The 22581-nt window shown below is 65.6% G+C and carries 28 protein-coding genes and 1 tRNA gene; 20 read left to right on the forward strand and 9 right to left on the reverse strand.

Annotated features, from left to right (window positions below):
• Positions 1 to 50 precede the first annotated feature (50 nt).
• From dxs to N5C88_RS03620, 9 genes are all read left to right on the forward strand, one after another.
• Complete coding sequence (gene dxs / locus N5C88_RS03580; protein WP_059379250.1) at positions 51 to 1913, forward strand: 1-deoxy-D-xylulose-5-phosphate synthase; 1863 nt, start codon at positions 51 to 53, stop codon at positions 1911 to 1913.
• A gap of 193 nt (positions 1914 to 2106) precedes the next feature.
• Positions 2107 to 2904: a GTP cyclohydrolase FolE2 gene (gene folE2, locus N5C88_RS03585; protein ID WP_054451025.1), complete on the forward strand. Its 798-nt coding sequence runs from the start codon at positions 2107 to 2109 to the stop codon at positions 2902 to 2904.
• A gap of 7 nt (positions 2905 to 2911) precedes the next feature.
• A complete protein-coding gene (locus N5C88_RS03590; protein WP_059379249.1) occupies positions 2912 to 3835 on the forward strand; it encodes a DUF817 domain-containing protein in 924 nt (307 codons plus the stop codon).
• A gap of 192 nt (positions 3836 to 4027) precedes the next feature.
• Positions 4028 to 4405, forward strand: coding sequence for a 30S ribosomal protein S6 (gene rpsF, locus N5C88_RS03595; protein ID WP_013392507.1), 378 nt, complete (start codon positions 4028 to 4030; stop codon positions 4403 to 4405).
• A 51-nt stretch (positions 4406 to 4456) separates the two neighbouring features.
• Positions 4457 to 4780, forward strand: coding sequence for a primosomal replication protein N (gene priB / locus N5C88_RS03600; RefSeq protein ID WP_054451027.1), 324 nt, complete (start codon positions 4457 to 4459; stop codon positions 4778 to 4780).
• A gap of 110 nt (positions 4781 to 4890) precedes the next feature.
• Positions 4891 to 5163 carry a 30S ribosomal protein S18 gene (rpsR, locus tag N5C88_RS03605; protein ID WP_006218308.1) on the forward strand — a complete coding sequence of 91 codons (273 nt, stop codon included), beginning with the start codon at positions 4891 to 4893 and terminating at the stop codon, positions 5161 to 5163.
• A 14-nt stretch (positions 5164 to 5177) separates the two neighbouring features.
• The gene (gene rplI / locus N5C88_RS03610) at positions 5178 to 5633 is read left to right on the forward strand and encodes a 50S ribosomal protein L9 (protein ID WP_054451028.1); all 456 of its coding nucleotides are present in this window, start codon (positions 5178 to 5180) and stop codon (positions 5631 to 5633) included.
• Positions 5634 to 5761: 128 nt separating this feature from the next.
• Positions 5762 to 6601: an RIO1 family regulatory kinase/ATPase gene (locus N5C88_RS03615; protein ID WP_059379247.1), complete on the forward strand. Its 840-nt coding sequence runs from the start codon at positions 5762 to 5764 to the stop codon at positions 6599 to 6601.
• Positions 6598 to 7980, forward strand: coding sequence for a replicative DNA helicase (locus N5C88_RS03620; protein ID WP_054451030.1), 1383 nt, complete (start codon positions 6598 to 6600; stop codon positions 7978 to 7980). The genes N5C88_RS03615 and N5C88_RS03620 overlap by 4 nt, the downstream gene beginning before the upstream one ends.
• 65 nt (positions 7981 to 8045) lie before the next feature.
• On the opposite strand, the gene N5C88_RS03625 is transcribed toward N5C88_RS03620, so the two are convergent.
• The 5 genes from N5C88_RS03625 to N5C88_RS03645 all read right to left on the reverse strand — a co-directional run bounded on the left by N5C88_RS03625 (position 8046) and on the right by N5C88_RS03645 (position 11711).
• The gene (locus N5C88_RS03625) at positions 8046 to 9023 is read right to left on the reverse strand and encodes a bile acid:sodium symporter family protein (protein WP_054451031.1); all 978 of its coding nucleotides are present in this window, start codon (positions 9021 to 9023) and stop codon (positions 8046 to 8048) included.
• A 137-nt stretch (positions 9024 to 9160) separates the two neighbouring features.
• Positions 9161 to 10141 carry a 4-hydroxythreonine-4-phosphate dehydrogenase PdxA gene (pdxA, locus tag N5C88_RS03630; RefSeq protein ID WP_280014704.1) on the reverse strand — a complete coding sequence of 327 codons (981 nt, stop codon included), beginning with the start codon at positions 10139 to 10141 and terminating at the stop codon, positions 9161 to 9163.
• 46 nt (positions 10142 to 10187) lie between these two features.
• On the reverse strand, positions 10188 to 10496 hold the full coding sequence (locus tag N5C88_RS03635) for a hypothetical protein (protein ID WP_059379243.1): 309 nt from the start codon (positions 10494 to 10496) through the stop codon (positions 10188 to 10190).
• A gap of 42 nt (positions 10497 to 10538) precedes the next feature.
• On the reverse strand, positions 10539 to 10997 hold the full coding sequence (locus N5C88_RS03640; protein WP_054451034.1) for an Lrp/AsnC family transcriptional regulator: 459 nt from the start codon (positions 10995 to 10997) through the stop codon (positions 10539 to 10541).
• 108 nt (positions 10998 to 11105) lie between these two features.
• Positions 11106 to 11711, reverse strand: coding sequence for a hypothetical protein (locus tag N5C88_RS03645; RefSeq protein WP_280014705.1), 606 nt, complete (start codon positions 11709 to 11711; stop codon positions 11106 to 11108).
• A 184-nt stretch (positions 11712 to 11895) separates the two neighbouring features.
• Between N5C88_RS03645 and N5C88_RS03650 the strand changes: the two genes are divergently transcribed.
• Positions 11896 to 12141, forward strand: a complete 246-nt coding sequence (locus N5C88_RS03650; protein ID WP_054451036.1) for a hypothetical protein — start codon at positions 11896 to 11898, stop codon at positions 12139 to 12141.
• A 244-nt stretch (positions 12142 to 12385) separates the two neighbouring features.
• Positions 12386 to 12613, forward strand: a complete 228-nt coding sequence (locus N5C88_RS03655) for a hypothetical protein (protein ID WP_223283424.1) — start codon at positions 12386 to 12388, stop codon at positions 12611 to 12613.
• 6 nt (positions 12614 to 12619) lie between these two features.
• On the opposite strand, the gene N5C88_RS03660 is transcribed toward N5C88_RS03655, so the two are convergent.
• Complete coding sequence (locus N5C88_RS03660; protein ID WP_118933349.1) at positions 12620 to 13183, reverse strand: DedA family protein; 564 nt, start codon at positions 13181 to 13183, stop codon at positions 12620 to 12622.
• On the reverse strand, positions 13180 to 14619 hold the full coding sequence (locus tag N5C88_RS03665; RefSeq protein WP_059379240.1) for a PLP-dependent aminotransferase family protein: 1440 nt from the start codon (positions 14617 to 14619) through the stop codon (positions 13180 to 13182). The genes N5C88_RS03660 and N5C88_RS03665 overlap by 4 nt, the downstream gene beginning before the upstream one ends.
• A gap of 169 nt (positions 14620 to 14788) precedes the next feature.
• Between N5C88_RS03665 and N5C88_RS03670 the strand changes: the two genes are divergently transcribed.
• From N5C88_RS03670 to N5C88_RS03685, 4 genes are all read left to right on the forward strand, one after another.
• Positions 14789 to 15169, forward strand: a complete 381-nt coding sequence (locus N5C88_RS03670; RefSeq protein WP_059379239.1) for a hypothetical protein — start codon at positions 14789 to 14791, stop codon at positions 15167 to 15169.
• A gap of 20 nt (positions 15170 to 15189) precedes the next feature.
• Positions 15190 to 15266 (forward strand) — tRNA-Met (locus tag N5C88_RS03675).
• 194 nt (positions 15267 to 15460) lie between these two features.
• Positions 15461 to 15805 (forward strand): hypothetical protein, encoded by a 345-nt coding sequence (locus tag N5C88_RS03680; RefSeq protein ID WP_118933347.1) that lies wholly within the window; start codon positions 15461 to 15463, stop codon positions 15803 to 15805.
• Between the two features lie 286 nt (positions 15806 to 16091).
• Entirely contained in the window at positions 16092 to 17363 is a 1272-nt protein-coding gene (locus tag N5C88_RS03685; RefSeq protein WP_280014706.1) for a TIGR03862 family flavoprotein, read from the forward strand.
• A 12-nt stretch (positions 17364 to 17375) separates the two neighbouring features.
• Here the strand turns inward: N5C88_RS03685 and N5C88_RS03690 are convergent, their stop codons facing one another.
• Both N5C88_RS03690 and N5C88_RS03695 read right to left on the reverse strand, forming a co-directional pair.
• Complete coding sequence (locus N5C88_RS03690) at positions 17376 to 17783, reverse strand: hypothetical protein (protein ID WP_118933345.1); 408 nt, start codon at positions 17781 to 17783, stop codon at positions 17376 to 17378.
• 66 nt (positions 17784 to 17849) lie between these two features.
• Positions 17850 to 18209: a hypothetical protein gene (locus tag N5C88_RS03695; protein WP_059379234.1), complete on the reverse strand. Its 360-nt coding sequence runs from the start codon at positions 18207 to 18209 to the stop codon at positions 17850 to 17852.
• 180 nt (positions 18210 to 18389) lie between these two features.
• Between N5C88_RS03695 and N5C88_RS03700 the strand changes: the two genes are divergently transcribed.
• From N5C88_RS03700 to N5C88_RS03720, 5 genes are all read left to right on the forward strand, one after another.
• Positions 18390 to 18521, forward strand: a complete 132-nt coding sequence (locus N5C88_RS03700) for an entericidin A/B family lipoprotein (RefSeq protein WP_042792633.1) — start codon at positions 18390 to 18392, stop codon at positions 18519 to 18521.
• 175 nt (positions 18522 to 18696) lie between these two features.
• Positions 18697 to 19128: a hypothetical protein gene (locus N5C88_RS03705; RefSeq protein WP_059379232.1), complete on the forward strand. Its 432-nt coding sequence runs from the start codon at positions 18697 to 18699 to the stop codon at positions 19126 to 19128.
• A gap of 3 nt (positions 19129 to 19131) precedes the next feature.
• The gene (locus N5C88_RS03710; RefSeq protein ID WP_280014707.1) at positions 19132 to 19545 is read left to right on the forward strand and encodes a hypothetical protein; all 414 of its coding nucleotides are present in this window, start codon (positions 19132 to 19134) and stop codon (positions 19543 to 19545) included.
• A gap of 97 nt (positions 19546 to 19642) precedes the next feature.
• Positions 19643 to 20935, forward strand: coding sequence for an aspartate carbamoyltransferase (locus N5C88_RS03715; RefSeq protein WP_054451047.1), 1293 nt, complete (start codon positions 19643 to 19645; stop codon positions 20933 to 20935).
• Between the two features lie 143 nt (positions 20936 to 21078).
• A complete protein-coding gene (locus tag N5C88_RS03720; RefSeq protein ID WP_059379228.1) occupies positions 21079 to 22515 on the forward strand; it encodes a diguanylate cyclase in 1437 nt (478 codons plus the stop codon).
• The last annotated feature ends 66 nt before the right edge of the window (positions 22516 to 22581 follow it).

Raw genomic sequence — 22581 nt, forward strand, 5'->3', positions numbered from 1 at the left:
GGGACCAGCCCGGGCTGGAGGCAGGCCGGGCCAACGAACCACATAAAAGCATGACGACAGATTTACTGGACCGCATTCAATCCCCGGCTGACCTCAAGCGCCTGGATCGCCGCGAGCTGAAGAAGCTGGCCGACGAACTGCGCGGCTTCGTGCTGGAATCGGTGTCCAAAACGGGCGGGCACCTGTCGTCCAACCTGGGCACGGTCGAACTCACCCTGGCCCTGCACCAGGTGTTCGACACGCCGCATGACCGCATCGTCTGGGACGTGGGCCACCAGTCCTACCCGCACAAGATCCTGACCGGGCGCCGCGCCGGCATGGCCAAGCTGCGCCAGCAGGGCGGGATTTCGGGCTTCCCGAAACGCAGCGAATCCGAATACGACGCCTTCGGCACCGCGCATTCGTCCACTTCCATCTCGGCGGCGCTGGGCATGGCGGTGGCCTCGCGCAATGCCGGCGTGCAGCGCCAGCACATCGCCATCATCGGCGACGGCGCGATGTCTGCGGGCATGGCCTTCGAAGCCATGAACAACGCCGGCGTCACGCCCAACATCAACCTGCTGGTGATCCTGAACGACAACGACATGTCGATCTCGCCGCCGGTGGGGGCGCTGAACCGTTACCTGGCGCGCCTGATGTCGGGCCGCTTCTATGCGGCTGCCAAGAACGTCGGCCGAGCGGTGCTGCAGCACGTGCCGCCGGTGCTGGAACTGGCGCGCCGCTTCGAAGAACATGCCAAGGGCATGGTCACCCCGGCCACGCTGTTCGAGGAATTCGGCTTCAACTACGTCGGCCCGATCGACGGACACGACCTGGACGCGCTGGTGCCCACGCTGCAGAACCTCAAGGCCCTGGAAGGCCTGCAGTTCCTGCACGTGGTCACCAAGAAGGGCCAGGGCTACAAGCTGGCCGAGGCCGACCCGGTGCTGTACCACGGCCCGGGCAAGTTCGATCCGGCCGTCGGCATCCAGCAATCGAAGGCGCCGGGCAAGCGCAGCTTCACGCAGGTGTTCGGCCAGTGGCTGTGCGACATGGCCGAACAGGATTCGCGCCTGGTCGCCATCACGCCCGCCATGCGCGAGGGCAGCGGGCTGGTCGAATTCGAAAAGCGCTTTCCGCAGCGCTACTTCGACGTGGGCATCGCCGAGCAGCACGCCGTGACGTTCGCCGCGGGCATCGCCTGCGAAGGCCAGAAGCCGGTGGTCGCGATCTACTCCACCTTCATGCAGCGCGGCTACGACCAGTTCATCCACGACGTGGCCCTGCAGAACCTGGACGTGACCTTCGCGCTGGACCGCGCCGGCCTGGTGGGCGCGGACGGCGCCACGCATGCGGGCAATTACGACATCGCCTTCCTGCGCTGCGTGCCCAACATGGTCGTGGCCACGCCTTCGGACGAAAACGAAACGCGGCTGCTGCTGTCGACCTGTTATCAGTATCCCGGCCCGGCGTCGGTGCGCTATCCGCGCGGCGCGGGCTGTGGCGCGGCCGAGGCGCCCGGCCTGGACACGGTCGAACTCGGTCGCGGCGTGGTGCGCCGCGAGGGCCGCAAGATTGCCATCCTGGGTTTCGGCATGCTGCTCCAGGCCGCGTTGGGCGCGGCCGAAAAGCTCGACGCCACCGTGGCCGACATGCGCTTCGTCAAGCCTATCGACCGCGAACTGATCCTCGACCTGGCCAGCCGCCACGACGCCCTGGTTACGCTGGAAGACGCGTCCATCATGGGCGGCGCGGGCAGCGCGGTGCTGGAAACGCTGAGCGCGGCCGGCGTTGCGATTCCGGTCCTGCAACTGGGCCTGCCCGACGAGTTCATCGACCACGGCGAGCAATCGGCGCTGTGGGCCGGCATCGGCCTGGACGCGGCGGGCATCGAAAGCGCGATCCGCGCTCGTTACGCCGACCTGCTGGGCTGAATCCGGCCCGATTCCGCGGACAGGGGCGAGGCCACTGTCCGCGGTAATGAAACACACTGTTCCGGCCCCGCCAACCTACGAATAAAAGGGTTTTCCCTGGCGATCGGCGGACTATGGGCGATAATGGCCCCCTTCTCAAAGATTCCTAGGCCCGTGCGTTTTCACGACTGACTGCCTAGACAGGTAAGCCGAAATGAATTCTCCGATCGACCCCGCCATCGTGATGCCCGACGTCCAGAGTTCGGCGGACACCCGGCACATCCCGATTCAGCGCGTGGGCATCCGTGGCGTGCGCCACCCCATGTTGATTGAAAGCGGCGACGGCTCGCCCCAGGGCACCGTGGCCAACTGGACGCTGACCGTGGCGCTGCCGCCCGAAGAAAAGGGGACGCACATGTCCCGCTTCGTGGCCCTGCTGGAAAAGTACCGCAGCATCCCCATGACGCCGACCCTGTTCCGCGCCATGGCGGCCGACATGCTGCCGCTGCTGCATGCCGAACGCGGCGACATCACCGCCGCCTTCCCGTACTTCATCAACAAGTCCGCCCCGATCTCCGGCGTGCAAAGCCTGCTGGACTACGAAGTGCAGTGGATCGCGCGCGCCCAGGGCGACGAGGTCGAGTTCGAACTGATCGTGCAGGTGCCCGTCACCAGCCTCTGTCCCTGCTCCAAGGCCATCTCCGAGTACGGCGCGCACAACCAGCGCTCGCACGTCACGGTGTCGGCCATCCTGAACGCCGATATCGGCATGGACGGCGTCATCCGCCTGATCGAAGAAGAAGGTTCGTGCGAACTCTGGGGCCTGCTCAAGCGCCCCGACGAGAAGTACGTCACCGAGCGCGCCTACGACAACCCCAAGTTCGTCGAGGACCTGGTGCGCGACGTGGCCGCCCGCCTGAACGCGCATCCCGGCATCGCCCGCTACCGCGTGGAAGCCGAGAACTTCGAATCCATCCACAACCACTCGGCCTACGCCGTCGTGGAAGGCTGAGCTTTCCGTGAGCCATCCGGCGGCCAATGACTGGCCGCTCATCGCGGGGCTGCAGGAGTGGGAATCGCGGCTGGCCAGCAATCTGGCCGGCCGCGGCCGTTTTGGCGTCGCGCTCTACGAGTTTTTCCGCTTCGGCGTGAAGCAGGCCTGGGCCTGCCTTTTCGGCGGCCTGATGTGCGCGCTGCTGCTCGGCACGCATTGGTGGTATCCGAAGGATGCCGCGCTGGCCCGCTACGACTTCCTGACCCTGGCCGCGCTGGGCATCCAGGCGCTGCTGCTGGCGCTGCGCATGGAAACCTGGAGCGAAGCCCGCGTGATCCTGCTGTTCCATGTGGTGGGCACGGGCATGGAAGTCTTCAAGACCGCCGCGGGTTCGTGGATCTATCCCGAGGCCAGCGTGCTGCGCATCGGCGGCGTGCCCCTGTTCACGGGTTTCATGTATGCGGCGGTGGGCAGCTACCTGGCCCGCGTCTGGCGCCTGTTCGACTTCCGCTTCCGCGCGCATCCGCCGCTGGCGGCCTGCGTGGCGTTGTCGGTGCTGATCTACCTGAACTTCTTTGCGCACCACTACATCATGGATATCCGGTGGGCGCTGTTCGCGCTGACCGCCATCCTGTTCGCCCGCACCTGGGTGTATTTCCGTATCTGGCAGGTCTACCGCCGCATGCCGCTATTGCTGGGTTTCGTGCTGGTGGCCCTGTTCATCTGGTTCGCCGAGAACATCGGCACCTTTGCCAACGCCTGGCGCTATCCGAACCAGTCGCAGGGCTGGCAACTCGTGTCCATCGCCAAGCTGGGCTCATGGTTCCTGCTTATGATCATCAGCTACGTGATGGTCAGCGTGGTCAACCGTCCCCAGGAAATCGATGTTGCCGATTTGCCTCGGCAGGCGGGGCAGGGCGATGGAAATAGTCCGTCCCTTATTTCCTGACCGGCCTCTAGCTTGCGCCTGACCGCTCAATCGGTGATAATCGAGAGCTTTCTTGCTCGACCGCCCATGGTTTTTGGGTAGCGGGCTGCCCCTTGCGGGCCACTGTTCAAGATGCATATTGCGATCCGCCCCTGATGGAAAGCGGGGGCGCAGGACGGTCGGCCAGCGAGACATCCTCAAGGAGTTTTACTCATGCGTCACTACGAAGTGGTGTTTATCGTTCACCCCGACCAAAGCGAGCAAGTGCCCGCCATGGTCGAGCGTTACCAAGCGCTGGTCACGGGCCAAGGCGGCTCGGTTCACCGCCTGGAAGACTGGGGTCGCCGTCAACTGGCCTACCCGATCCAGAAGCTCGTCAAGGCTCACTACGTCTGCCTGAACATCGAGTGCGGCCAAGCCACGCTGGATGAGCTGGAACACTCGTTCCGCTACAACGACGCCGTTCTGCGCCACCTGGTCATCAAGACCAAGAAGGCTCAAGCCACGCCCTCGATCATGATGAAGTCGGTCGAACGCGAAGAAGCCCGCAAGGCTTCGGCTGAAGCAGCAGCGCCGGCTCAGGCCGAGTAAGCAGGGCTCACGCAGAGCTCATCCCATGAAGTCCCCTCGGTGCCTGGCAGGATGAACAAGCTGGAACTCAGCGCCCGCGTTCTCGAATGCGAGCCTTTGCGCCACACTCCCGCCGGTTTGCCCGCACTGGAAATGGTGCTGGCGCACGAGTCGGAAGTCATCGAAGCTGGCCACCCGCGCCGCGTCGAACTGACTATCGCGGCCGTGGCACTGGGCGATCTGGCGTTGCTGCTGAAGGACACCGCGCTAGGGTCCGAATTGCTGGTGCAGGGGTTTCTTGCTCCCACCCGCAAGGACTCGGTGAAGGTCAAGCTGCATTTGCAGCAGGCACGCAGGATCAGCGGCAGCGCAGGGCGCGATCCGCTGGTGGCTTGAAGGGAATTGGGCAAGAGGCGCGATGAGCGCCTTCTGATTACGGATAGGTTATGGGGGTTTGGGCCCGTTTTGGGTAGAACCCGGCCCCCTCAAACAAAGAGGCACATATCATGGCTTTCTTCGGAAAACGCAAGGAAAAACGCAAATTCACGCAGCAGAACCCGCTCTTCAAGCGTCGTAAGTTCTGCCGCTTCACCGCTGCCGGCGTGGAAGAGATCGACTACAAGGATCTGGACACCCTGCGCGACTTCGTGCAAGAAAACGGCAAGATCATCCCGGCTCGCCTGACCGGCACCAAGGCAATCTACCAGCGTCAGCTGGACACCGCCATCAAGCGCGCGCGCTTCCTGGCCCTGTTGCCTTACACCGACAACCACAACTAATCCGGGGCACTGAAATGCAAGTTATTCTGCTCGAAAAAGTCGTCAACCTGGGTAACCTCGGCGAAGTCGTCCGCGTGCGTGATGGCTACGCCCGCAACTTCCTGATCCCCCAGCGCAAGGCCCGTCGCGCAACCGACGCCGCCCTGAAGGAATTCGAAGCGCGCCGCGCCGAACTGGAAAAGGCCCAGGCTGAAAAGCTGGCCGCTGCCCAAGCTCTGGGCGAGCGCGTCGCCGGCTTCCAGCTGAAGATCGTCCAGAAGGCTGGCGTCGACGGCCGTCTGTTCGGCTCGGTCACCAACGCCGACATCGCTGAAGGCCTGCGCAAGGCTGGCTTCGAAGCCGTGGAAAAGGCGCAAATCCGCCTGCCCAACGGCCAGCTGAAGTCGATCGGCGAGTTCCCGGCCCAGGTCGCCCTGCACGCCGACGTTCTGGTCGACGTGACGATCCTGGTCGAAGGCGAACTGTCCTAAGCCGGTACCCGCAGTAAAAAAGAAGCCGGCCCGCGCGCCGGCTTTTTTTCTTTTTGCCCATCGCCGTATTGCGTGTAGTCTTCGGACTCCACGATCCAGGCCCCGCGCCGCATTCCTCAGAGGACGTCTTGACTCAGCCCCCCGTGCACCACAACGCGCCCCCAGGCCTGCGAGCCTGGCTGGACAGCGTGGATGCGTCGCGTGAACCTTCGGTGAGGGATGTGACGATAGATGGCGTGCGCTGCATCATCAAGCGCCGCCGTTCCAGCATCGGCCAGGGCGTGAGCTACGCGCTGCGCTATGTGCGCGCCCTGTTCCTGGGCGTGGGGTGCAAGATTTTCCTGGGTGAGTTTCCACGTCCGGGCGTGTTGCTGCGCAACGGCCTGACGCACGAGTCGCAGCGCCTTGCTCAACTTCTGAAGGCCGGTTGCCGCGTGCCCGAGGTCTGGTGGCAGGAGCAGGGTCTGCTGGTGCTGGAATACGTGGGCGAAGACCTGGCCGACCTGATCCGCAACGAGGACACGACATCCCGCTTGTGGCTGGCGCGCGCCGCCGCGGCCGACCTGGCCGCTTTCCATGCCCGCGGCCTGTGGCATGGCGGCGCCCAGATCCGCAACATCACCTTGCAGGACGGCGAGCTCTGGCGCATCGATTTCGAAGAGAACATCGGTTCGACGCTGTCGCGGCCGCTGGCCCAGGCCTATGACCTGTTCCAGATGCTGGCCTCTCTGGTGTCTTTGCGTAAATTGCCGGACGATGTGGCCCGTACGCTGGGTAAACTGGCGTTCGAAGTCTATTTCGAGAGCAACCCAGACCCTGAGGTCCGATCCCGCCTGACGCGCCTGGCGCGCGTGCTCTGCGGCATTGCCGCGCCCTTGCGCGTGGTGCTGGGCCGATTGCCCTCGCGCGATATCCAGGGATTCTTCCGCGTCGCGGACATCCTGCAGCCGTTACTATTGAAGTCATGAATACACCTGCCGACTCCCAGCTCGAATACCTGCGCGTTCCCCCCCATTCCATCGAGGCGGAGCAGTCGGTGCTGGGCGGCCTGCTGCTGGACAATGCGGCCTGGGACCGCATTGCCGACGTGCTGGTCGAAGAGGATTTCTACCGGCATGACCACCGGCTGATTTGGCACCATATCGCCCGCCTGATCGGGCTGGCGCGCCCGGCCGACGTCATCACCGTCCACGAATCGCTGGTCAGCGCAGGCAAGGCCGAGGATGCCGGCGGCCTGGCCTATCTGAACGCGCTGGCCCACAACACGCCATCGGCCGCCAACATCCGCCGTTATGGCGAGATCGTGCGCGAGCGCGCCATGCTGCGCAAGCTGGTCGCGATCGCCGACGAGATCTCCGCGGCCGCCATGAGCCCGCAGGGCAAGGAAGCGCGCCAGCTGCTGGACGAGGCCGAGTCCAAAGTGTTCCAGATTGCCCAGGAAGGCGCACGCGGCGCCGCGGGCTTCCAGGAAATCCAGCCGCTGCTGACGCAGGTGGTGGAACGCATCGATGAGCTCTATCACCGCGAAAGCACCTCCGACGTGACCGGCGTGCCCACGGGCTTCACCGATCTGGACAAGATGACCTCGGGCATGCAGGGCGGCGACCTGATCATCGTGGCCGGCCGCCCGTCCATGGGCAAGACCTCGTTCTCGATGAACATCGGCGAGCACGTCGCCATCGAGGAAGGGCTGCCGGTGGCGGTGTTCTCCATGGAAATGGGCGCGGTGCAACTGGCCATGCGTATGCTGGGCTCCGTGGGCCTGCTGGACCAGCATCGCATGCGGACCGGCAAGCTGATCGCCGAGGACTGGCCGCGCGTGACCCACGCGGTCCAGCTGATGCAGGACGCGCAGGTCTACATCGATGAATCGCCGGCGCTCAGCCCGATGGAAGTGCGCGCGCGCGCGCGCCGCTTGGCGCGCCAATGCGGCCAGCTTGGCCTGATCATCATCGACTACCTGCAGCTCATGTCGGGCAACGGCTCGGGTGAAAACCGGGCCACCGAAGTGTCGGAAATCAGCCGCTCGCTCAAGGGGCTGGCCAAGGAACTGAACTGCCCGCTGATCGCGCTGTCGCAGCTGAACCGAAGCCTGGAACAGCGCCCCAACAAGCGTCCCGTGATGAGCGACCTGCGCGAATCCGGCGCTATCGAACAGGACGCGGACGTGATCCTGTTCATTTACCGCGACGAGGTCTACAACCCTGATTCGCCGGACAAGGGCACCGCCGAGATCATCATCGGCAAGCAGCGTAACGGTCCCATCGGCTCGGTGCGTTTGACCTTCCAGGGCTCCAGCACGCGCTTCCTGAACTTCTCGGGTGCGCAGCCGCGCGACATGTACTGAGCCTTTTGGCCCCAAGAAAAAAACCGCGCTTCGGCGCGGTTTTTCGTTGTGGCTGCGAACTCGCCTCAGGCTTGCGCCTCGGGGCGTTTGCCGAAGCGCGCGGCCAGCACGCCGCACACCATCAGCTGGATTTGGTGGAACAACATCAATGGCAGCACGATTGCGCCCACGGCGTGGCCGGCGAACAGCACCTGCGCCATCGGAATGCCGCTGGCCAGGCTTTTCTTCGAACCGCAGAACAACAGTGTGATGCGGTCTTCGACATTGAAGCCGAACACGCGGCCGGCCAGGGCCGACAGGCCCAGTGCGAGTGCCAGGATGACGGCGCAAGCCACCACCAGGCCGGCCAGCGCGGGGATCGGGGTCGAACTCCACAGGCCTTCGTTGATGGCTTCAGAGAAAGCCGTGTAGACCACCAGCAGGATGGAGCCCTGGTCGACGAACTTCAGCATGGCCTTGCGCTTGTGCACCCAGGCGCCGATCCAGCGGCGGGCGAACTGGCCCAGCACGAAGGGCAGCAGCAGCTGCAGCATGATCTTGCCGACGGCGTCGAACGAGATCGGCGCGCTGCCCGCGTTGGCGACCACCGTGCCCACCAGCAGCGGAGTGATGAAGATGCCGAGCAGGCTTGAGGCGGAGGCGCTGCACACGGCGGCCGGCACGTTGCCGCGCGCCATCGAGGTGAAGGCGATGGCCGATTGCACCGTGGCGGGCAGGCAGCACAGGAACAGGATGCCCAGATAGAGCTCGGGCGTGACCAGCGGCTCCAGCACCGGCTTGAGCGCCAGGCCCAGCAGCGGGAACATCAGGAAGGTCGCGGAGAAGATCGTGAGGTGCAGCTTCCAGTGCGTCAGGCCGGCGATGATGGCCTCGCGCGACAGGCGCGCGCCGTGCAGGAAGAACAGCAGGCCGACCGCGATGTTGGTGATCCAGCCGAACACGACCACGCCTTGCCCGTGGGCGGGCACGATGCTGGCGATGATGACGGTGCAGATCAGGTAGAGGGTGAAGCGGTCGGGAAGTAGGCGGGCAAGGCGTGACATGAGGGATGGAAGGGGGAGGGCGGACGGAAAGCGCCGCGGGCGCCGTAAACGGGCCGTATTGTAGTCCCGGGGACGCCTTGCTTCCTGACAGCCAGTTGTCAGCGCTGCTGGGCCACGGCAGGGCCGTGGCGCCGCGCTCAGGGCGTCATGGCCAGCGCCAGGTCGAACGCCGCGACCAGCGAGGCATGGTCGGCCAGGCCCTTGCCCGCGATGTCGAAGGCGGTGCCATGGTCCACGCTGGTGCGCACGAAAGGCAGGCCCACGGTCACGTTCACGCCATGGTCCAGGCCCAGGTACTTGACCGGAATGAGTCCCTGGTCGTGGTACTGCGCCACCACGATATCGAACTCGCCGCGCCGGGCGCGCATGAAGATCGTGTCGCCAGGCCAGGGACCGCTCGCGTCTATGCCTTGCGCGCGGGCGGCGGCGATTGCGGGTTCGATGATGTCGATGTCTTCGCGGCCGAACTTGCCGCCTTCACCCGCGTGCGGATTCAGGCCCGCGACCGCGACGCGCGGCTGGGCAATGCCCATCTGGCGGCAGGCCTGGTCGGCCAGGCGCATGGCGGTCAGTTCCGCTTGCGGCGTGATGCGCGCGATCACGTCGGCCAGCGCCACGTGTATGGTCACCAGCAGCACGCGCAGCTCGTCGTTGGCCAGCATCATCGCGAAGTCGCGCGTGTCCGAGCGCTCCGCCAGGATCTCGGTGTGGCCCGGGTAGTCGATGCCGCCGGCATGCATGGATTTCTTGTTCAGCGGGGCGGTGACGATGGCGCGGATGCGGCCGGCCCGCGCATCGTCGATGGCGGCGCAGACGTAATCGTAAGCGCCGCGTCCGGCGGCCGCGCTGATCTGTCCCAAGGGCAGGTCGGCGGGCAGGGCGGGGCTGCAGGCGATGACGTTGATGTGGTCCGCGCCCGGCGCTGCCTGGCTGACATCGGCGACCTCGACGATCTCCAGCCTGGCGCCCAGCTGGGCGGCGGCGCGGCGCAGCGCGCCGGCGTCGCCATAGACCACACAAGGCGCGTTCAGGCCTTGCGCGTAGGCCTTGATGACGATTTCGGGGCCGATGCCGGCGGCATCGCCCATGGTGATGCCTACGGGCAGGGAGGTGTTCACGATGCGGGGACTGAAGTTGTGTTGCGGATCGGGGCGGGCCGCCGTCTCACTTCGAGGAATTCTTGGGCGGCTCGATGACGCCGCATTCGAAGGTCACGGTGGCGCGCTTGGGACCCAGGCCGGTCGCGTGGTTGGACGTGATCTTGGGCTTGACCAGCTTGCGGTCGATCGACTGGCAATACTGTTCGGCCCGCAGCAGGGCCTGGTTCTTGATTTCCACCCAGGTCATCATCTGCGAGCCGGAGCTGTGGGTGACGCTGTAGGTGTCCTTGCCGACGGGCGTCACCTCGCTCATGCTGGAACAGGCGGTCAGCAGGGCAAGCAATATGGCGGCGGGGGCAAGGCGTGCAAACATGGGGTGTCCTGAAATGGCGGTTGCCCTCATTACACCATCATTTCATGGCGCGGCCACGGCGCTGCGGCGGTCGAGCTTGCGGCTCAGGACGATGGAAGTCTGGGTCTGCTTGACCCCGTCGATCAGGCCGATGCGATCCAGCAGTTCGTCCAGCTGTTCATGGGTTTCGCAGCGCAGGAAGATGAGGTAATCGTAGGGGCCGCTGACCGAGGAGACCTCTTCGACCTCGGGCATCTTCTCCAGTTCGCGGATCACCGCGGCGGGGGTCTTGGGCAGCACGCTGATGAAGCAATAGGCGCGCACCGCCGCTTCTTCCAGCAAGCGCCCCAGGCGTACGCCATAGCCCGCCACGATGTGCTCGCGTTCGAGCCGCGCAATGCGCGCAACCACCGTGGTGCGGGCCAGGCCGAGCTTGCGCGCCAGGATGGCCGCGGGTTCGCGCGCATTGGCTTGCAGCAGGCTGAGCAGTTGCCGGTCGATGGCGTCGAGTCGTTCGTTCATACGGGGATGGGCGGCATGGAGCGAGAGGGCGCGAGTGCCGACGGTACAGGCCCGGGCCTGCCCGCGTCAATGCGCGGCAGCCCGCGCACGCCAGCATGGCGCCGCGCGCTAGCCGTCGGATTCGGGCGGAATGCCGCCCTGATAGATGCGCCCGTCGAACTCGAAACGCGTGATGGTCTTGCGCGCGGCATCGAAGATGCGGTCGCGGCTGGAGTCGTCCAGGCCATCGTGGTCGGCGAAGCTGAAGCGGCACAGATCGATGTCGCTATCGTAGAAGGCCGAATGCACATAGCGGCTGACGTCGGCCTCGTGCGCGAAATGCGCGAACTCGCGCAACTGCTCCATTTCATGGAAGGAGCCGTTGCGGCTGACCAGCAGCATGCCGAACTTGCGCTCTTCGTCGGCGACGGGTTCCGGCGCGGGCAGGGCGTCGGGATGCCGTGTGTCCTGGTAATCGAAGCGCGCGCCCAGATCGTGCATGGCCGCCAGCACGCGCTGCCATTGCGCTTCGTCCAGCGTGAGACGGGCCGCAACAAAAAACAGGCGCTGGCGGCCCAGCGAGCGCGGCTCGGCGCCGCCGATAAAACTGTGCCAGGGGATGGCTGCGTCCAGTCCGGCCAGCTCCGCCATGCGCGCGTCGCTGTACCCCAGCCGGTCCTGCAGGCGCCGCATGGACTGGGCGTCCGGCGCAACGTAGTTCTGGATCGTCTTCATCGGAAGCCTCCGGTTGCACCGGATGCTCGCGGGCGCGCAGCCCTGGAAACGGAGCCGGTGACGTGCGCCGCCGTGCCTCTGCGGCTACGCTTCATGCTAGCGCGGCGCGCAGGGCTTGCCTAGCATGGGTGGGCGTGGCGCCATGCTAGGATTTGCGCCGACTTCAATGCCAGGAGGCTTACACATGGACATCCAGGAACAAATCGCCGTCATCGTGCACACCATTTCGCATCAGGGCGGCCGCATCGATGCGCTGAACTCGACCGTGCTGTCGATGCTGCATCTGGCCAAGGCCTCGCCCGGCCTGCGCGAGGCCATCGAAGCCCAGCTCGAACAGAACTATTCCAGCCTGCTGGCCCGCTCCGAGAATCCGCAATACGTGGCCGGTTTCGAGAGCGTGCGCGACATGATTCTGGGCGCCCTGAAATAGACTGCCGTGCGGGTCCAGGCTTGCAAGAGTTACCCACAACTTCTGTGGACAAGCCTTGGGATAGTGCGGGCATAGATGTTCATTTTCCTTTAATTACAAAGGCTTGCATGGGGCGGTCAAACCTGGCTCCAATTGCTCGTTGCGGCAGCGCGCAGCAAGCGCTGCCGCAGGTCATGCAAGCCGGGTAATATGCGGCCCCATGCGGAATCAGTATTCATTGGAATGCCGGGGCGGATCGATCGCGATGCGCGTCTCGGAAGCAGCAAAGCTGGCGGCGTTCGACCCCGGCAAACTTTCCCCCGAGGCGCGCCAGAGCTGGGAGCGCATGGGGCATGGCTTCAAGGCCTGGCACGACTTCGACCAGCGCCATCCCATCCTGCGCCGCCTGGCGCGCTTGCCCCTGGTGGGCCGCTGGTACCGCAACGCGCGGCGCCGTTATGTGCTGCGCGCCAGCGGCAAGCTGGTGGTCTGAGCGCCGTTATTTGCGGCGCTTGCCCAGCAGGTGATACGCCAGCCAGATGAGCGCGCCGATCGCGACGGCCACGGCCAGTTTGGTCTCGACGCCGTGCAGGCGTCCCAGCATGGATTCGATCGTCTGGCCGAACAGATAGCCCAGGGCGCTGAAGCACACCGCCCAGATGGCGGCGGCAATGGCGTTGAGCGCCAGGAAGCGCAGCGGCGGCACGCTCGATACGCCCAGGGCCACCGGCCCCACCGTGCGCAGGCCATATAGAAAGCGCAGGCTGAGAATGAAGCCGTGCGGATAGCGGTCCACCGCCGCCAAGGCCTTTTCGAATGCCGGCTTCTGGCGGACCTTCCGGACGTAGCGATGATCGCGATAGCGGCGGCCCAGCAGGAACAAGACCTGGTCCGCAAGGAATGAGCCGGCGAACGCGCACAGCATTACATAGGGCAGGTGCAGCAGGTGCTGGTGCGCCAGGAATCCGGCGAACACGACCACGCTTTCGCCTTCGAGCAGGGTGCCGGCCAGCACCGCCCACAGGCCGTAGTCGACGATGAACTGGTGCAGGGCGGGATTCATCTGGGCCGCTCGCCCACGATGCGCGCGAGCGTCTGCAGGGCAGCGGTGATCTCGGGCGTGGTGCGCTGCCCGCAGCTGATGCGCAGGAAGTGGTTGTAGCGTATGCCGTTGGAAAACATGGCGCCCGGCGCAACCCGGATGCCCTGGCGCAGCGCGGCTTCGAACACGTCCGTGCCGGAACGTCCATCGGGCATTTCCACCCACAGCAGCATGCCGCCCTGCGGCACGCTCAGGCGGGTGCCGGGAGGGAAGTGCGCGGCGATGGTCTCCGCCGTCTGGTCGCGCTGCATCTTCAGGTGCCGGCGCAGGCGCGACAGATGGCGGTCGTAGGCGCGCGAACCCATGAACTCGGCCACGGCGATCTGCGCCAATGGTTCGTTGGGGCGGCTCTGGGCGAACTTCAGCATGGCGATGCGGGCCTTCCAGCGCCCGCCCAGCAGCCAGCCCAGGCGCATGCCCGGCGCCAGCGTCTTGTGCATGGACGAGCAATAGATGACATTGCCGGTCGCGTCCCAGGACTTGGCGGCGGCCAGCGGGGTGTCGTCGTCGGTCAGCGCGCCGTAGGTGTCGTCTTCGATCAGGGGCACCTGCTGGCGTTCGCACAGGGCGACCAGCCGCGCTTTTTCCGCATCGGGCATGACGCAGCCCAGCGGGTTCTGGAAGTTGGGCACCACCACTACGGCACGGATGTTGCCGTGGGTCTGGAACGCCAGGTCCAGCGCTTCGATCGACAGGCCGTGCTGCGGGCTGGTGGGAATTTCCAGCGCCCGCATGCCCAGGCTTTCCAGAATCTGCAGCAGGCCGAAGTAGGCGGGCGATTCGACCGCGATCGTGTCGCCGGGACGCGCCACCGCGCGCAGCGCCAGGTTCAGCGCCTCGATGCAGCCGTGCGTGACGATGACGTCGTCCGGCGTGGCGTTGATGCCGTTGGCCAGCGCGCGGCGGGCGAGCACGGTGCGCAGGTCCGGATGGCCCTGCGGCGGAACCGGGCTGACCAGCACCTGTGGCGACTGGCGCAGCGCCCGCGTCATGGCCTGCTTCAGTTCTTCCAGCGGATAGGCCTCGGGCACCGCCGCGGCCAGGGCGAAGTTGGCGCTGACCGGGTGCGCTTCGCACTTGGCCACGAAGTCCGAGACCCGGTCGTGGATGCCCACGTATTGCGCGGCGCCCAGCGTCTGGCGGATGTCCGGCTCGTCCACGGGCGGAATCGTGTTGCGCCGCGGCTTGAGCACGAAGTAGCCCGAGCGCGGCCGCGCTTCGATCAGGCCGTCATCTTCCAGCTGGCGGCAGGCCTGCAAGGCCGTGGACAGGCTGACGTGATGGGTGCGCACCAGGGTGCGGACGGAGGGCATGCGCTGGGCGGGCGCCAGCACGCCCGTCTGGATGGCGCGCCGGTAATGGTTGGCCAGGCGTAGATAAAGCGGTTGCGGATCCATGCGCCGATCATGCTCCCCGAGGTTGGTGTGAGACTAGGCACAGATTCAGGCAAAGTACACCATAACAGCGCATAAATCGAGGATCTGCATCGGTACAGAAACCTTGAGAGTGTGACTGTTGCGCATAGCAGGGCGCGCGTAGTCTGTGGTTGTCCGACAGGAGACGACGATGATTGCGACGTACACCCCAGATGCCCAGGCCCGCCGCCTGGAACTTGCCGCCGGCGCCAGCCGGAAACTGGTCCTGCGCGCCGGCGCCACCCTGGTGTGCGTCAGCGGCAGCGTGCGGATCGAGGAACCGGTGAACGGCCCGGAAGCCGCGGGCGGACTGCCTCGCGCGGTTTCGGTGCGCATCAACGCGGGGGAAGGGCATGGCCTGGGCTACGGCGGCGTGGCGCAGGTCACGGCCATCGGCCCGGCCGAGGTGATATGCATGGACATGCCGGGCTATGCACAGCGTTTTTTTCAGGCGGCTGCCGCATTTTTTCAGCTGAATTTGGCCAAAAACCGAAAAAATTCCCTCGGTGCGCTGCACAAGATTTCAAAATGATGTATGATTCACACATCAGACGCGGGGTGGAGCAGTCTGGCAGCTCGTCGGGCTCATAACCCGAAGGTCGTAGGTTCAAATCCTGCCCCCGCAACCAGTTTCAAGCAGAAGAAAGCCGCGATATTCATCGCGGCTTTTTTTTCGCCTCGCGGCTGGATTGTTGGCGCTGCTTGCTCTGCGTCAAACCTTTGTTCCAGTCCGGACTTTCCCTGGTATGCGCGGCCGCACAGGCCCGCAGCCCTGCGCTACCATGGGTCACGCGCGCTACGTTGCCGCACTCGAGGAGGGTCCATGGGAACAGCAAAATACGATCATCCCGGCTATGTCGCCGATACGGGCGCTGACGGCAAGTACCACGTGGGCATCTGGTGCCCCCACGGCTATCCCGCCCATATTCATATCGGCAGGCCCGCCGAACGCGGCGATCCCCAGGCGCTGCTGCGCCTGCGCATACCGGACGGGGTGTTCCAGTCCTTGCCCGACGATCCTGAAACCCTGTGCCGCCGCGCGCTGGGCCAGGCGCTGGGTGCGGGCCTGCTGCCTTCCGTCTCGGTGGACGGGGAATACCAGGAATTGCGCTTCCAAATCGACGCCGAACCCTGGTCCGGCCCGATGCAGTCTGCCGCCCACGCCTGAATCCCGGCGCAAAAAGCCGACTGAATTACCCACAGCAACTGTGGACAAGCCTTGGGATAGCCTCTGCGCATTTCGGGTTTTCCCTGTGATAACAATGACTTGGTAACACCGGTCAATAAACGCCCCACTGGGGCGTTTATTGCTTCCGTCCTGCCCGACGGTCCGGCTATGCGACAATCTTTTCCCTTCCTGGCGTTCCCGCGCCTGTCTTGCCATTCCCACCCGGTTCGTTCCCCATGCTTAGTGCTACGCGTATCCATTCCTGCGGCCTGAAGGCGCCGTCGCCATGAGCCCGGCTGTCGCGCGCGTCGCCGTCATTGGCGGCGGTCCTGCCGGCCTGATGGCCGCCGAGCGCCTGAGCGCGCAAGGCGTGCAGGTGGATGTGTTCGATGCGATGCCATCGGTCGGCCGCAAGTTCCTGATGGCGGGGCGGGGCGGCTTGAACCTGACCCACAGCGAGCCGGCCGAACCGTTTCTGGCACGCTACGGCGACCGCGCGTCCCATGTCGCGCCCTGGCTGCAGGCGCTGGACGCGGGCGGTTTGCGCGAATGGACCCATGGCCTGGGCATCCAGACCTTCGTGGGCTCGTCCGGCCGGGTGTTTCCCCAGGAAATGAAGGCGGCGCCCCTGTTGCGGGCCTGGCTGGCCAGGCTGCGCGCCAGCGGCGTGCGCTTGCATATGCGGCACCGCTGGCTGGGATGGCCGGCGGGTTCCCGGCCTGGCGCGGGCGCGCTGCGCTTCGACTCGCCCGAGGGGGAGCAGCGCTATGCGGCAGACGCCGTGGTGCTGGCGCTGGGCGGAGGCAGTTGGGCCAAATTGGGGTCGGACGGCGCCTGGGTCGACGGCCTGCAATTGCACGGCGTTGCCGTCGCGCCGCTGCGGCCGGCCAATTGCGGATTCGACGTGGCGTGGTCGGACCATTTCCGCGAACGCTATGCGGGACAGCCCGTGAAATCCGTGGCCATGGCCTGCGAAACCGCAGCCGGCGTGACGCCCGCCCGTCAGGGAGAGTTCGTCGTGTCGGAAACCGGCATAGAAGGCAGCCTGGTCTACGCCCTGTCCGCGCCGCTGCGCGACCGGATCGACGCCCAGGGCCATGCCATCGCCATGCTGGACCTGGCTCCGGACTGGTCGCAGGAAAAGGTGATGGCTGCGGTGACGCACCCGCGCGGCTCGCGCTCGATGTCCAGCCATCTGCAGAGCCGGCTGGGGCTGACCGGGGTCAAGGCGGGATTGCTGCGCGAATGCGCCTCGGTGGAAGACTTCCGCGACCCCGAGCGCCTGGGCCTGCGCATCAAGGCCTTGCCGCTGCGTCTGCTGCGGGCGCGGCCCATGGACGAAGCGATCAGCACCGCGGGCGGCGTGTCGTTCGCCGCGCTGGATTCCGGCCTGATGCTGCGCGAAATCCCTGGCGTGTTCTGCGCAGGGGAAATGCTGGATTGGGAGGCGCCGACAGGCGGCTATCTGCTGACGGCCTGCATGGCGAGCGGCGTGGTCGCCGCGGCCGGCGTCATGGCGTTTCTGCGGTCTGGCGGGCGGGCGTTGCCAGGGGCCTGAGGCCGCAAGGGCTCAGGAGCCCGAGGAGTAGGGCGCCAGGCCCAGCGGCGCGCGCGGCGCCAGATCGCCGACGACGTGGCCCACCACGGGCTCGCCGCCTTCCGGTTGCGTGACGATGCCGATGACGCGGGTAATCGCGCTGGCAGGAATGTCCGTGCCGTGCGCGGGGTCCTGCACCAGCTGCCAGATGGTGGCTTCTTCGGGGATGGCGTTCTGCTCGGTCAGGTCGGAGCTGTCCAGGCAACTGCGGGCAAAGGCCGACCAGTCCGAGGCATTGCAAGGCAAGCCGTGAGCGGTGGCCAGGCGGGCCAGGGCCAGCGGCGCGTCCGCCTGGCTGGCCGCATGCTGGGCGGCGGCTCCCAGGGAGACATCCAGCGACAGCAGGCGCAGGAACTCTACGACGTTGTCGGTATTCTTCATTGTGCGGTCTCCTGCGGTGACTGTTCTGGTTATGGCCCTGAGCCTGCTGGCAAGCCGGGCGGCGTTTCAGGCCGGGCCTTGGCCCAGCATCGATACCAATGACTGTTTCAGGCGCGCCGAAAAAATCGGTACCGTATGGGATACCCCATCGCGGTCGACGCCCTCTTTGAGTTCGACCGATTGGCCGAGGAAAATATCCGGTGCGGCGCCAATTTCGTTGTAGCGAGCCAGCAATTCGTTCACGTTCTGCTGCGCGTCGGCCAGCGTGCTGCTTTCAGCCAGCTTGCCGGCGGCATGCGCCTGCAAAATGCGATGGAGATCGTCGATGAAGAGCGCCAAAGCCGCCTGCCCGCGGCATTGCGGCTGTTCCCAGCCCCAGCTCTGGTGAGCCGAACCGGCGCTTTGCGATGTGTGTTTCTTGGTCATGTCCGCATCCTAATCGATTGGCGCTAATTGCGCGACAGGCGAACGCAAGCCTTTCCAACGGCGTTTGGTCCTGGGTCTGGCGCTCATGGCGGCAGCCGCGGCGTCCGGTCTGGCCGGTGCGCAAATGAGGGTCTTTGGGGTATGCTGACTTCACTTTCCAAGCCCAGACAGGAGATGTCCATGAAGAACAAAGTCTTTCTCGTCATGTTGCTTTCGATCGCCGCGCTCTCGGCCGGTTGCAACACCGTAGCGGGGGCAGGCAAGGACATCCAGCGGGGCGGCGAGAAGATAGAGGGTGCTGCCACCAAGTAGGCCTTCGCTCCCTGCGCCGCAATCCGGCCCGCAAGCCGCGAGACATGCCTTGGCATCCCTCTCGCGGCTTTTTTGTTGACGCCCGGCTTCGGGGGAAGGGCAGCAGGCGGGGGCGTCGCGAGGACTCTTCCCCCTGGCATAATTCGAGGAGTTGAATTCGATCGTGGGAAGTGTCATGCGCAAGTCTTTGTGGTTGGGAATGGCGTTTGCGGCCTTGTTGGCCGGCTGCGCGAGCAAAGGGGTCTACGAATCCGATGCCGTGCTGACGGAGACCTTCACTGTCAATACCAACTACGAAGCGGCTTTCCGCCGGGCCGGCGAGTACGTGCGCACCTGCCACGTGCAAGTGCAGCACGCGTATAACGTCGCCTATGCCTGGCGCCACGTGAAGGGTGAAAAGGGGGCGCCGGACGAGGTGCAGCTCTATAAGGTGACGGAGCCCGCCAAGGTGCTGGAACTGATCGCCGCCGAAACCGCCACGCCGTCGACGTCCAAGGTGACCATCACGGTGCTGGGCGAGGGGCGTTGGGACGCTGCTGAAATCGCCGCTGCCCGCGCCTCGATCCAGAGCGCCACGCCGGTCTGCCGCAAGGGCGGGGAAGGCTGATCCGTGGACGCCCGCGCCCAGCAGATACGCGCCAGCGGCCTGTCGTTCTCGCTACTGGCGGGGGCGTTTCGCTTCCTGGGCTGGCTCAATGGCGGCGCGGCGCTGATCCTGACGGGCTTTTCGCTGGGCGTAGTGGGCGGCGACATCGCCGCGCCGGATCTGCAGCTGCCGCTGGCGCTGTTGCTGGGCGGCCTGCTGGCCGCCTGCCTCGGAATCCTGTTTGCTTACTTGGTGCAGGTCAGCCTGTTGCGCCAGGGCTACACCGGACATCTGACGCGCGCCCACTGGCCCGCGCAGCTTCTGGCCATGGTTTGCTATCTGATCAGCGCGCTCGCCTTCTGCGCCGCCTGCTGGCTGGCGGCGGGACAGGCGATCACGGATGCGCCCCAGACGACTACCGCCTACGTGAGACGTTAGTTGCGGGTAAACCCGTGTGCGCAAAAGTGTTGGACTTGAATTTGTGTTGAGAATAATATGCGCAGTGCGTATATAAATCTCCTGTTCGGGGCCCGTCATGACCATTTCCCAGCAAGCCTTCCTGCGCGACGCCATGCGACGCCTGAATCTCACCCGCGACGTGTTCGCAACCCGCATCGGCGTCAAACGCCGCGCGTTGGATACCTGGCTGTTGCCTGAGGGCTCGCAGGAATTCCGCGCCATGCCGGAAGTGGTGCAGCGCTTCGTCAGCGAAATCGTCCAGAACGGCGTCTTGCTGGAAAAATATACGCAAAGCGTACAAGAAGGCCCGCTGCGTGACCGCATCGCGGTGGAAGGCAAGCACCAACTGCTGTCGGTGGACCAGTTCACCCGCGAATCGGTCGAGGACCTGTTCCGCGTGGCCGACATGATGCAGCCCATTGCCCGCCGCCAGAAGGTGTCCCGCGTGCTGGAAGGCGCGGTGCTGGGCAACCTGTTCTTCGAGGCCAGCACCCGTACCCGCGTGAGCTTCGGTTCCGCGTTCTGCCGCCTGGGCGGCTCGGTCTGCGACACCACCGGCTTCACGTTTTCGTCCATGGCCAAGGGCGAGTCGATCTACGACACCAGCCGCGTCATGAGCGGCTACGTCGACGCCATGGTCATCCGGCATCCGGACCAGGGTTCGGTTGCCGAATTCGCGCGCGCCACCAACATTCCCGTGGTCAACGGCGGCGACGGCCCCGGCGAGCATCCCAGCCAGGCCCTGCTGGACCTGTACACGATCCTGACCGAGTTCTCGCGCCTGGGCAAACTGCTGGACGGCGCCCACATCGCCATGGTCGGCGACCTGAAGTACGGCCGCACCGTGCACTCGCTCATCAAGTTGATGGCGCTGTACAAGAATGTGAAGTTTTCGCTGGTGTCGCCCAAGGGCCTGGAAATGCCGGCCTACATCATCGAGCAGGCCAGCCGCAACGGCAACATCATCGAGCAGAAGAGCACGCTGGCCGAAGGCCTGGCCGGCGCCGACGTGATCTACGCGACGCGCGTGCAGAAAGAGCGCTTCGCCAACGAGGAGAACGAAGGCTACACGCCGGACTTCCAGATCAGCCGCGCCATCATCGACGCCTACTGCGGCCCCGATACCATCGTGATGCACCCGCTGCCGCGCGACAGCCGTCCCGGCGCCAATGACCTGAGCGTGGACCTGAACCACGATCCGCGCCTGGCCATCTTCCGCCAGACCGACAACGGCATCCCCATCCGCATGGCGATCTTCGCGGTGCTGCTGGGCGTGGAAGGCTTGGTGCAGCATTCCTTGCGCGACGTGACCTGGCAGCATCCCTCCCACGTCGGTCCGGACGATTCCGCCTTTCACGGACTCGAATAAGCGCGCGGCTCCGGGCCGAATACCCCTCTGAACCAGGCCCCTGCGCGGCCTGGTCGCGGGGTTTTCAAGCATAATCCGCGCTGGCTTTTTTTCTGTCGCGTGTCGTTTCCGGACACGCCGTGGGGCCTGCGGACGGATTATCTATGTCTACAAGCAGTATTGGCGTTCCGCCAACTTCCGATCGTCACGCCGGCTCATCCGGCCAGGCGTGCTACCTGAGCGCGTCCGACGAGCAGGCCTGGATAGCGGTCTACCAGTCGGTTGACGCCTATACGCGCGGGCAGGTCGCCGCGGTGGTGGGCGACAGCCTGTCCGCCCTGGTCGACGCCTTCTATTCCACGCTGCTGGCCGATGCCGAGGCCGGCCCCCGCCTGTCCCACGACATCGTGTCCAGCCGCCTGCATGCCGGCATGACCCGCTGGCTCAAGGGGCTGCTGTGCGTGCGCGACCAGGGCGATATCGCCGCCCTGATGGCCACGCAGAAAAAAGTGGGCGAGGTGCACGCCCGCGTCCACATCCCGATCCATCTGGTGATGGCTGGCGCCCGCATCCTGAAGAACGAGATCGCGTTGCGCCTGCGCGCCAGCGACCTGGACGGCATGGCCGCGTCGGTCGCCACCCAGTACGTGTGCAACTTGTTCGACCTGGCGGTCGAGCAGATGAGCCGCGCCTTCATGCGCGACATCAGCCGCGGCGCCCGCAACGACGAGGCCTACCGTCTCTTCGCCCTGGGGCAGAACATTTCCACGGAACGCGAACGCCAGCGCGCCGCCTTGCTGGAGTGGAGCCAGTCGGTGCTGATCGGCTTGCATTACCGCGCGCCGGGGCAAAGCCTGCCGCGGCTGGCGGCCTCGGAATTCGGATTGTGGCTGCAGCACAAGGGCGGGGCGATGTTCGAAAGCGCCCCGGGCCTGCAGCAGATCACGGACGCCGTCGCGCAGCTGGACGGGGTAGTGCTGCCGCAATTGATGCGCGGCGAAGAACAGGGTCTCGCCGCTTCGATGCCGGACCACGTGCGCGAGTTGCAGGAGCTGGTGGCGCGCATCAAGCACTTGCTCAACGGCTTGTTCGATATGGTGGCCGAGATCGAGAGCGGCAGCGATCCGCTGACCAATGTGCTGAACCGGCGCTTCCTGCCCTCGGTGGTCGGGCGCGAAATCTCGATCGCGCGGCGCCAGCGCAGCTCGTTCTCCGTTCTGCTGCTGGACATCGATCATTTCAAGGCCATCAACGACCAGCACGGCCATTCCGGCGGCGACCAGGTGTTGCGCCAGTTTGCGGAAGTGCTGCATCAATCGTGCCGCTCCAGCGATTTCGTGTTCCGCTACGGCGGCGAGGAATTCCTCGTGGTGCTGGTGGATGCGCAACAGGAGGCCGCGCTGGCGACGGCCGAGAAGCTCGGCGCGGAGATCCGCCGCCATGTCTTCACCATTCCCGAGGCAGCGCCGCTGCACATCACGGCCAGCATCGGCGTGGCGACCTTCGACGGCCATCCGGACTATGCCTATCTGATCGACCGCGCGGACCAGGCGCTGTACCAGGCCAAGCAGGCCGGCCGCGACCGGGCCGTGGCGGCCTGAGGCCCAGCTTGCGCGCATGAAAAAGGCCGCCCGGTCAAGGGCGGCCCGCGGTTTGCCTGGCGCCAG

Source organism: Achromobacter sp. GD03932, assembly GCF_029839485.1.
In the GTDB taxonomy this organism is placed as follows: domain Bacteria; phylum Pseudomonadota; class Gammaproteobacteria; order Burkholderiales; family Burkholderiaceae_B; genus Achromobacter; species Achromobacter bronchisepticus_A.